8 protein-coding genes and 1 tRNA gene are annotated in these 10,309 nt (G+C 53.3%); 6 read left to right on the top strand and 3 right to left on the bottom strand.

Annotated features, from left to right (window positions below):
• Positions 1-806 precede the first annotated feature (806 nt).
• Positions 807-3,290: an AAA family ATPase gene (locus tag QZ329_RS13460; protein ID WP_295753469.1), complete on the bottom strand. Its 2,484-nt coding sequence runs from the start codon at positions 3,288-3,290 to the stop codon at positions 807-809.
• Positions 3,290-3,706 carry a helix-turn-helix domain-containing protein gene (locus tag QZ329_RS13455; RefSeq protein WP_295753467.1) on the bottom strand — a complete coding sequence of 139 codons (417 nt, stop codon included), beginning with the start codon at positions 3,704-3,706 and terminating at the stop codon, positions 3,290-3,292. Before QZ329_RS13455 ends, QZ329_RS13460 begins: the two co-directional genes overlap by 1 nt.
• A gap of 365 nt (positions 3,707-4,071) precedes the next feature.
• Here QZ329_RS13455 and QZ329_RS13450 point away from each other — a divergent pair, with 365 nt between their 5' ends.
• On the top strand, positions 4,072-4,833 hold the full coding sequence (locus QZ329_RS13450; RefSeq protein WP_295753466.1) for a helix-turn-helix transcriptional regulator: 762 nt from the start codon (positions 4,072-4,074) through the stop codon (positions 4,831-4,833).
• 164 nt (positions 4,834-4,997) lie between these two features.
• The gene (locus QZ329_RS13445; RefSeq protein WP_295753465.1) at positions 4,998-6,185 is read left to right on the top strand and encodes a site-specific integrase; all 1,188 of its coding nucleotides are present in this window, start codon (positions 4,998-5,000) and stop codon (positions 6,183-6,185) included.
• Between the two features lie 235 nt (positions 6,186-6,420).
• On the opposite strand, the gene QZ329_RS13440 is transcribed toward QZ329_RS13445, so the two are convergent.
• A tRNA-Arg gene (locus QZ329_RS13440) sits at positions 6,421-6,497 on the bottom strand.
• Between the two features lie 526 nt (positions 6,498-7,023).
• Here QZ329_RS13440 and QZ329_RS13435 point away from each other — a divergent pair.
• From QZ329_RS13435 to QZ329_RS13420, 4 genes are all read left to right on the top strand, one after another.
• On the top strand, positions 7,024-7,197 hold the full coding sequence (locus tag QZ329_RS13435) for a transposon-encoded TnpW family protein (protein ID WP_295753462.1): 174 nt from the start codon (positions 7,024-7,026) through the stop codon (positions 7,195-7,197).
• A gap of 156 nt (positions 7,198-7,353) precedes the next feature.
• Positions 7,354-7,707, top strand: coding sequence for a hypothetical protein (locus tag QZ329_RS13430; RefSeq protein WP_295753460.1), 354 nt, complete (start codon positions 7,354-7,356; stop codon positions 7,705-7,707).
• Between the two features lie 128 nt (positions 7,708-7,835).
• Positions 7,836-8,081 carry a hypothetical protein gene (locus tag QZ329_RS13425; protein ID WP_295753458.1) on the top strand — a complete coding sequence of 82 codons (246 nt, stop codon included), beginning with the start codon at positions 7,836-7,838 and terminating at the stop codon, positions 8,079-8,081.
• Between the two features lie 287 nt (positions 8,082-8,368).
• The gene (locus tag QZ329_RS13420) at positions 8,369-10,072 is read left to right on the top strand and encodes a methyl-accepting chemotaxis protein (RefSeq protein ID WP_295753456.1); all 1,704 of its coding nucleotides are present in this window, start codon (positions 8,369-8,371) and stop codon (positions 10,070-10,072) included.
• Positions 10,073-10,309 lie beyond the last annotated feature (237 nt).

Raw genomic sequence — 10,309 nt, 5'->3', positions numbered from 1 at the left:
GGTTCCTCCGGGTCACTTGGTCCTACGGCTCACCCTTGGGCTGCTCCGTGTGGGCCTGCGGCCCGCCCTCCGCGCCGCTGCGGGTTCGCCTCCGGCCCTTCTGCGCCCCGTCGCAGTGGGTCCCCCCAGGACGGCCCCGCCCGCGCCCTGCCCTCCCTCGTCCCTCGGTCGGTTGGCCGCCTGGGCGGGCTGCGGGCTCCGCTCCTCCCGCCCGGGGCCTGGAGCGGCCCTTGCGGTCCGCTTTCTCAGGCCACCGGCCCCGGGCGCTCTTGGGAGAAGACAAATGCAGCAGAGAGATAGCGGGGTAATCCAAGGCGGATTCAGACTAATAGAACGTTCTCTTGGAGGCGGCGAACCTCCGCAGAGACTGCCGTGCATTACACTCAATCTTATTTGTTGCTGAACGTTTGTGAGAATCGCTATATACATCTAAACCTAAGCTTTGTCTGTAAGCGGGCGGAGCAGGATGTGCTCTATAAAAGCAAACCTAAGTTTTGTCTGTAAGCATTTAAACTGACCGAAGTAGATATGGGCCGACGCACTTGGAGGGGTCCCACAATTCCACAGGGGTGGGGTGGGTGTATACCCGCAAACACCCCTGTGGAATTGTGGGACCTGCCAGCGTTCGCCTCCATAGGTGCTTACAGACAAAACTTACCTTTGCGTGTTGTATACTATACCAGCGTTACCGTTGAACGAGTCTTTTGAAATAGTGAGCCAGGGGGAAGATGGATTCTCCCCGGCTCACTAGTCATACTAAGCTTCAGGCTCCTCCTTATATTAAAGTCTCTCCAGGAAGTTTGGTATCAGAACAAGCAATCCGGCTCATCATCGTCAATATCGTCATCGATATCATCGTCAATATCGTCATCAATATCGTCATCAATATCATCGTCAATATCGTCATCGATATCGTCGTCAATATCGTCGCCAGTGCCATCCCATCCATCACTAGGATAGACAGGGGCCTCAGTAGGATAAACGGAGACCTGTTCCTGCCCTACCGGCGATTCCAACGTCAGTGCGTAGAAGTGATGAATGCGATTCCCGTTTCCGTTGGCACAGGTTGTATTATGCTGGATGCCGTCGTAAGCATACAAGTCTGCCTTTAGTCTGGCTAGCTCTTTCCCCAGTCCCTGGGGGCTGTTCGCCAAGATGCGGCCCTTGTTCCGGCCGACATCCATCAGCTCAGACACCTTGCCCTGCCAACGCCCATCAGGACTGGCAGTTAAAAGTTCCCGGATGGTCTGCACCACTGCATTGTTCTCATAGTTCTGGCGGTCTACGTCCGGGGCGCCACCTAACGCTTCCCAGTGGGAGGTAGTGGAGTCAAACTGGATAATCAAATCCTGCTGCTGCACATCACGACCCGTAATATGCAGCGTCGCCTGGCTGTCATTGCGTGCTTTCTTGTCAAGCACCATAGAGGTATCGCAGCTGCCGAAAAGGCCCTGGGTTCCAGAGATTTTCGCATGGGCGTCTCCTTCGCCCGATGCCTTACGGGTATGGTGGACAAGCAAGATGCTGATGCCCCTGTTATCTGCATACTGCTTCAGGGCGCTAACCTCCCGAGAATCATAGAGGTACTTGCCATGTATGGCATCTGCCCCTCTGACCTTCTGGAAAGTGTCAATAATCACCAGCCCAATGCTGCGGTCTTGTGCAAGGTAATAATCCATCGCCTGATACAGATAGTTATCCGTTTGACCTGTCTCCGTGATGAAGTACAAGTGGGGAGGAGCCTGCCTGCCCTTCAAGATGGCGGACATACGGTCTTTGAGACGCCTATTTCCATCCTCCAAGGCCATGTACAGGACGCCCATCTGAGTCGTCTGCCGTCCTAAGAAAGAGGCTCCCTCAGCAACAGCCAGCGAGAGCTGGAGACACATGAAGCTCTTTCCAAGTTTAGGTGCCGAAGATAAAATGGTTACACCCTGCGGGAGGAGGTCGTGAACCACATATACAAGCGGAGCTATGGCCATTCGCTCTAATTCCTGTGCCGACAAAAGCGGCTGATATTTCCGCGCAGGTGCTGCCTGCTGTACAGGAGCCGCCAGAGGCTGCTGGGGAATCGCCTGCTGTACAGGAGCCGCCAGAGGCTGCTGGGGAATCGCCTGCTGTACAGGAGCCGCCAGAGGCTGTTGGGGAATCGCCTGCTGTGCAGGCGCCAGAGGCTGCTGGGGAATTTGCTGTGCAGGTGCCAGAGACTGCTGCCGGTAAGCCAGCGCGGAGCTGATGGCCTTTTGAATCGTCAAACTGCCGTAAGTACTGCGGCCGCTCGGCCTGTCCCACTTCTCTCGCATCAGCCTGGAGTTCCGAATGATTCTGTCAATCTGTCCTGCATCCTGCGTCCGGGCGGCGAGTATGTTGCAGAAAGCCATGTCGGCGGAGCTATGGTCATTGCCGCATATGGATATGTCGCCTTGCCCAAGCGCCATGAACTTCTCGCCGCTGGGGCCGTTCTTGATGCTCTCAATCAGAGCCAGGTCCTCGGGCCGCAGCGGATTGTCCGGCTGACCGCTGTCCTGGGCCACGGGCTGGGCCTGCTGGGGAGCGGGCTGGGAAACCAGCTGTCCCGGCCGGACCATGTACTTCTCCAAGACCCGCAGCAGTTCCGCGTCCCGCAGTTCCAAGTCTGCTCCGGGTGTCTGAGTATTGCCGGTCACAGACACATACTTGTTGGTTGCTCCGGCAACGTAGACCTCCAGGCCCTTGGCCTGGTTGTTGATGTAGTACTTGTTGCTATCGAAGACGAACCCCGGCGTGAGCAGGAACAGGATGCGGATACCCCGCCCACTGGGAGAGACTTCCGTGTAAGCCCGCATGGTCTTCATGATGTCATCGGCCATCGGGGAAAGATTCTCGTTCTCGTCAATGCAGTGGTCGATGTCAATGGCGGCCAGGCAAGAACCGTCCGACAGGCGGAAGATGCCTACACCCACGCCGTCGTACCTCGCTTTGGCGTAATTCTGCACTTCCGAAAAGCCCCCAAACGTGCTGGGGTCCGCAGTGTCGGCGGGCGCACTCGTCTTAGGATTGTACGGGACCTTGGCCGGTTTCACACCGTTGCCCCGAGGCTGGTACTTCCAGATAACGAAAGCGCATTCTTTCTTCGCTCTCTCAGGGATGTTGTTCAGATTCATGTTCGGGGGCATCATCACAGCACCTCCCCGTTTCTTCGCGCTCTCAGGGGTGTTGTTCAGATTCATGCTCGGGGGCATCATCACAGCACCTCCCCGTTTCTTCGCGCTCTCAGGGGTGTTGTTCAGATTCATGCTCGGGGGCATCATCACAGCACCTCCTCGGTCGAAGCCCGCTGCACCCAGGCCATGAGGCCCGGAACGGACACAAGCGTTCGGCCGCCGACCTGGAACGCGGGGAACCCTTCACTCCGGGCCAAGGCATAGGCAGTGGGCTTGCTGATGGACAGCAGCTTGGCCATCTCCGGAACGCTGATTGCCAGCTTGCCGGTGGTGTCTGCGCTCAGCTGCTCCAGAAGCGGCTGGTCATCGTGGCCGCCCTGCCCCCTGCCATGGCAGGGGGAGAGTTCATTGATAGAAGTGGGATTATAAATCAGGGCTTCGTGCTGGGGATGGCCGCCTGTGCAACTGCAATTACACATGGTGCCGGAGGTGGTGGAATGGTGCCTCATCTTAGGGACATGCGGAGGCAAGTGCGTGCTTTGCATCGCTTCGGATTTCTTCATGATAGAAATCCTCCTTTTTAAATTCTTTGGGTTCGGACCTCTGGCCCGGTCCCATGGTGCTATCTTACCACCGCCCGCTTAGATTGTCAACATTTTTTTAAAAAAAAATCCCCGGGAATTTGAAAAAAGATTTAGTCCCACGAAAATGCGGGCAACCGAGAGGCTACTTGGTGGGCTAAAACGGCCATTATACCTTATTTAAATAATAATCGCCCTTTTCCTGTAAGTAGCGGCCCTTCCGCTTCCCATACATTTTGCAAGAAAATTCGACCCAGAAATCTTTTTTCAAATTTTGTTGACATATGAAGATGACGTGCTATAATAAAAATGAAAAATCAAAGAAGAGGAGGAAGCAAACTGCTATTATGACAACAGGTGAAAAAGTCAAGCAGGCGAGGATAGCCAAGGGTCTCGCCCAGGACTACATTGCGGCTCGCTTGGGTATTTCCAAGTCCGCTGTCAGCCGATGCGAGCTCGGCCAGCGGCAATTCCGCGTTGACCAGCTTTATACTCTGGCGAATCTGCTGGATGTTCCGCCCTATGAGTTGGTCAACATCTCTCCGGAGAAGAAGGAGGAGCTCAAGCAGATTTCAAAAATCATATCTAATTTCGAAGACCGCTATTATCATGGGGATTATATCGGAGAGGCCGACCAATGGATTCCGCAGTCGATGGAGTTTTTAAAACAGCTGATTGAGCGTGAGTTGGCCACCGCCGCCGCTGAACCTGGTCCTGATGGGGCGTCGTCCGAAAACTCGCAAGAACCGGAATTAAAAAAGCGCCGGAGACGTACCGCAAAATTTGACACCATGTTTAACCAACTCAACGATGCGGGCCAGCTAAATGCCTTGGAATATCTTAAAATCATGGTTCAGGTCCCAACCTTCCAGCTTCATCCCCAAAAAACGGATGTTTATTCTGGGTTGAATGAAGAAGAAGGGGCGCAGCTGAAAAGCGTGATTGGTACGCTGAATGAAGTGAAGTACGAACGATTTCAGCTGATGGAGGCCCATGAGCCGGAAGACAGTGAAAAGATGAGGGAGAACGCGGAACAGATTGCCGGTTTAAATGAGATAATTGCCCAAATTATTACAGGCGCAATCAAGCGAGCGAACCCCCAAAATTAAATGTGGAAATTCTAAAAAAAAGAGACTGTCCGCATGGTTGCAGCCACACGGACAGTCAGCACAAAGCCCTGATTTATAATCCCATTCTACTAAAGCACCTGTGCTCCTATAGTATAGCACGTAGGGGCCATGGTGTCAAACCCGAAAGGAGAAGTTTTTTTACCATGGCAGAGAAAAAAAGACGTGCCAGAGGCGAAGGCAGCATCCGCCAGCGGCCCAACGGAACTTGGGAAGCCCGGTTCGTCATTGGCGTGGACCCCGGCACTGGAAAGGACATCCGCAAGTCCATCTATGGCAAGACCCAGAAGGAAGTCCGTAAAAAGATGACCGAGGCTGTTGCCGCTTTGGACAAAGACGACTACCGGGAACCCTGTAAGATGACCTTAGGCCAATGGCTGGACATCTGGTGCAAGGAATATTGGAGCGACATTAAGAACTACACCAAGGCGTCCTATGCTGCTCATATCCAAAACCATATCAAGCCCTGCCTTGGAGCCGTGAAACTGGAGGTCCTCGCCCCCCATACGATTCAGAAATTTTACAATGGTCTACTGGAGGCCCAGGACGGCCATGAAGCCCTGAACCCCAAGACCGTCCATAACTGCCACGGCGTATTGCACAGCGCCTTGGAAAAGGCCGTAGCTATCGGCTATCTGCGGTCTAATCCCGCCGATGCCTGTACGTTACCGAAGAAGACGAAGAAAGCCATCAAGCCCCTGGATGATGATGCCACGGCCCTCTTTCTGGGGGCCATCAAAGGGCACCGCTTCGAGACCATCTATTTGACCGATATATTCACCGGAATGCGCCGTGGCGAGGTCTGTGGCCTTACCTGGGACTGTATCGACTTTAAGGCCGGGAGCATCTATATCAACAAACAGCTCCAAAAGGAGCGGGGACCGGGCGGCAAGTACGTCCTTCCCACCACCAAGAGTGATAAGAGCCGGGTGGTAGTTCCTGCTCCGTTCGTCATGGACGCCCTGAAGGCCCAGCAGGCCAAGCAAGCGGAATGGCGTCTGAAAGCTGGCCCCTGCTGGGAAGGCGATGCCCTGGGCGATTTCGTGTTCACGGATGAGCTGGGCCATCACCTGGTTCCTGACACCGTGTATCGTAACTTCAAGCGTATCGTAAAGGCCGTTGGCCTGCCTGAGACCCGTCTGCACGATTTGAGACATACGTTCGCCGTGGCGTCTCTCCGGGTCGGGGATGATGTCAAGACCGTCCAGGGGAACCTGGGCCATGCCACAGCGTCCTTTACGTTGGACGTCTACGGCCACGTCACTGACCAGATGAAGCGCGAGAGCGCTGACCGGATGCAGCAGTACATCGAGAAAATCAAAAAGAGCGGTTAAAACGATTAGGCGGCTCTTTGTTCAGAAGAACATGGAACCGCCTTTTCACACCCCACCCGTGGAACCCCGAACGTATTTTTCCAGTGTGCGTGCCCCAAAACAGAAAAATCTCCCGTAAGGGGTATTTGAAGGGGTAAGCTGATTTTCATGTCTTGAAACTCGAACTTTTAAACGTAAAACCAGGCGATAAAACAAGAAGAATCCCCGTATTCGTTAAGAACACGGGGATTCTTCTTGGTACGCCCTGAGGGATTCGAACCCCCGGCCTTCTGGTCCGTAGCCAGACGCTCTATCCAGCTGAGCTAAGGGCGCATACTTTGCTTGTCCGATACAGCTTAATTATCATAGCATACTCCTTTGGAAAAAGCAAGACTTTTTTCTTTTTCTTTTTAAATTTTTTGAACAGCTACACAGGGGCTGTCTAAAAAAGCCAAAACGCAGGTCTTTCCGGCAAGTTTTGCCGCCTGCGGCAGTATAATGATGGGCAGATGCTTCCCGCCAATCATCATTATATGCGTTCTACCGGCATCACCGGCGGCGTCTGTGCGATATTGGAAGGTCTGAAATTGGGGGACGGGAACATTGCGGAGGGACCCGGCCCTTCGCTGCCACCTTACCGGAGTCCCTGAATCTCATTCAGCCTACTAATGCCCAGCCGCTTTATATCCCCTGGCCTATGAGCCTAATAAAAAGGAGTGTATCGTAAAGGAACGGGGACACCCCGAAAACAACAGGCAGTCAGGCCGCAGGCGGCACAGGGGCGCGGGAAAGGACGCGCCGAGGTGATTTTGACGGTAGTATATCACAGACAGCCGAATATGGAAAGGGGACTGATCCTATGCCGGCAGTAACAGCAGACGGTTCGATTGAACGCACTGACAAGCCGCTGCACATCACAAAGCGGATTGGCTCCACAACCTACAAGGTGAGTGTCCATTTCAGCAGGACGAGCAGGGAAACCATGGGCGATAAGCTGGTACGCCTGATTGAAAGGGACACGGTGAAACAGTGAAAACTATCCAGGCCGCCCCCACAAAACCGAAAGCCGCAGACGCGCCGGACAGCCGGAAAGAGGAAAGCATGAACAACGACAGCCTGTTTACTTTGGCAGCCTCATAGACGATTATCTCTGCTGTCCGTCGTGCTTGCCCTGGCGCTGACACTCGGCATGGCGGCTGGATTTACAACAGGGGCCGCAGCGGAGGACAACACTTCCTCCTTGCCGGACGGCCAGGCGCAGACCTTCGAGCGCAACAACGAGGAAAACGGACCGCAGGATACATACAATGTGCCGGGCGGCGTGGTGTCTGTGAACCGTGAGGACGAACACAAGTTCACCCCGGAGGAGTGGGCTAAAATTCTGGAGTCAGTGGAACAGGGCAAGGTTCGCTGGGTAGAGGACGAATCCGATATGACGCCGGCGGACAGCGCAGCGGCTTCTTTTGTGTCAAAGGACAGTTCACCGTTCACTTCGGTGAATGAAACCGGATATGAGGCCGGGAGCAGCGATGTGCCCAATTAATCGTAAATGAGGCCAGTGACAAAACGGTGGGGGCTGGTGACGGCTCAACGTATAAATGGCTTGGTTCCCAGGGAAACGCCTATACGGATATTGCTCCCGGTGTCGAAATGCCCGTTGGAGTTGTGACCTTGGGCAAAGACCAGAGCATCGTTGTGTCCCTGAGCTGTGAGGGCCCCTCCGATTGCTTCATAATCGAGGCGGACCTTAAAACAGCGAATTCCAGCGAGAAGCTGGTCGTCAAAGAAGCGGGCGGCCATTACGGCGGCCTGACCGAAGAGCGTTCTATTGAGGAGAGCGGCAGGAAAGCAGCACGACACGAAACCAGCGGCAGACTGCGTGAGAAAAGCAGGCCATATACCATGGGCGAAAGGTGAAAAAAGAGATATAAGGAGGGAAAGCTCCTGATACCCGGCGGTTTATTCATGGAGTATTTTGGATTTCTCCGCAGAGCGCGTTGCCGGGACTTGCCGGAAGCGTATAGAACCCAAAAAACTACGCGGTATTGATTGTCTGCGCTATCTAAAGTTTTTTCAGGATTTCTTGATTCCACTTATCAAACAGGGGAAATTTGCCGATATACTTTGAGACAACGCGCAGAAGATCAGTTCATGATTTACAACTGGCGGTTGTGAGCAGCGAAACATAAAAGGAGACTGGAAACATGATTAACTACATACGGAATTTAAGAATCAGGTTAAAACTCTATATTCTCATCGGGGTTGCGCTCTTCGGGATGCTTGTTATCAGCGGCATGTCCTTCTTCCTTATGGGGCGGATGAACGACATAACAAACGATATTGCAACAAGCTGGCTTCCCAGTGTGGATATAGCAAGGGACTTGAGTGCCACCGTCTCGAATATCCGCCTCAATGAATTAGGGTATCTTACCGCAATTTCTGATGATGTAGAGAAGTCCAGCCTTCAGTACCTCCAAAGTGAAAAAAAGGATATGGAGACTCTTTTGGCCACGTACGGGGCATTGATTGATGAGGAAGAACAAGCTTTCTATCAAAATGCGCTGAATTTCTGGACGCAGTACAATGAAGCGGACGAAAAAATGATGGCCTTGGCCAAGCAGGGCCGCATTGAGGATGCCCGCATGATCCTGGAGGGCGAGTGCGTAGACCTATACAATTCGTTAAACAGCGCGTTCAATAATATTATCGTCTACAATACGGAAGGCAGCAATACTGCGGTGGCGGAAAGCTCTTCCACATACAAAACTGCCGTCTATCTTATGGCGGCGATTGTCCTCGCCGTAATCCTCGTGGGAGTGTTCTTCTCGTTCGTAGTGATACGTCTGATCAAAATGCCCATTTCCGAAATTGAGAACGCCGCGATCAAAATGGCCGAGGGAAATTTGGACGTAGTAATCTCCTATACCTCCAGAGATGAGCTGGGGGTTCTTGCCGCGCAGGTAAGCAGACTGATTCACAAGCTTCAGGTCATTATTGATGATGAGAACAAATTCCTTGCCAAAATGGCCGAGGGAGATTTTACGGTGGATTCAGTCTGCGAGGATGAGTATACAGGCGGTTTCTATCCCCTGCTGGTTTCCTTCCGGAGCATTGCGGAAAAGCTCAACGATACCATGCTGCAAATCAGTGAAAGTTCCTCCCAAGTCGCCAGCGGGGCGGACCAGGTATCGACCGGCTCCCAGGCGCTTGCTCAGGGGGCAACCGAGCAGGCAAGTTCCGTGCAGGAACTCGCCGCCACAATTAATGAAATCTCCAGCAAGGTAAATCAAAACGCGGACAACGCACGGCAGGCCAGCGCTGCGGCCGAAAGTGTCAGCGCAAAAATGGATGTCAGCAAAGAGAAAATGCAGCAGATGATACAGGCAATGCGGGATATCAGCACCTGCTCCAATGAGATTGGCAAAATTATGAAGATCATTGAAGACATTGCCTTCCAGACAAACATCCTGGCCCTGAACGCCGCCGTGGAGGCCGCCCGCGCAGGCGCCGCCGGAAAAGGGTTTGCCGTAGTGGCCGACGAAGTCCGCAGTCTGGCAAACAAAAGCAAGGAAGCCTCTGAAAACATCGCCGCTTTGATTGAAAATTCGTTAAAGGCCGTCGAGGGCGGAACGCAGATCGCGGACGATACGGCGCAGTCTTTGATCCAGGCTGTAAATGACGTAAACGAGATGACCGTCATTATCGAGCAGATTTCGGAGGCCAGCAGCGAGCAGGCTGGTTCCATTTCTCAGATTATGATGGGAATCGACCAGATTTCCAGCGTTGTACAGACAAACTCGGCAACCGCGGAAGAAAGCGCGGCGGCGAGCGAAGAACTGTCCAGTCAGTCGCAGCTGATGAAGGGGCTTGTAGGAAGGTTTAAGCTCAAGGGCGGCGCTTTAGGATGAGCCCTCTTCCGGTAAGGCGGGACGCGGACCCTGCTTTTTTCGCAAAGCGGCGTTTCTGTCTAAAGAACGTCAACCCTCTTTTGAGCAAAAAATCCCGCACTTGGGAGGAACTTCGTAAGGAAGTTCCTCCCAAAACTTTTGTAAAGTCAGCCGAGAGTGATTGAATTGCGGGGATATTCAATATATCGGAGGACTATATCATGGAAATATCATTATTTGAGCGTATGGGCGGAACCT

It is taken from the genome of uncultured Oscillibacter sp., assembly GCF_910579365.1.
Classification (GTDB): Bacteria; Bacillota; Clostridia; order Oscillospirales; family Oscillospiraceae; genus Oscillibacter.
Note: the sequence above shows the minus strand (reverse complement) of the source record. Positions and strands in the feature narration are given on the sequence as shown.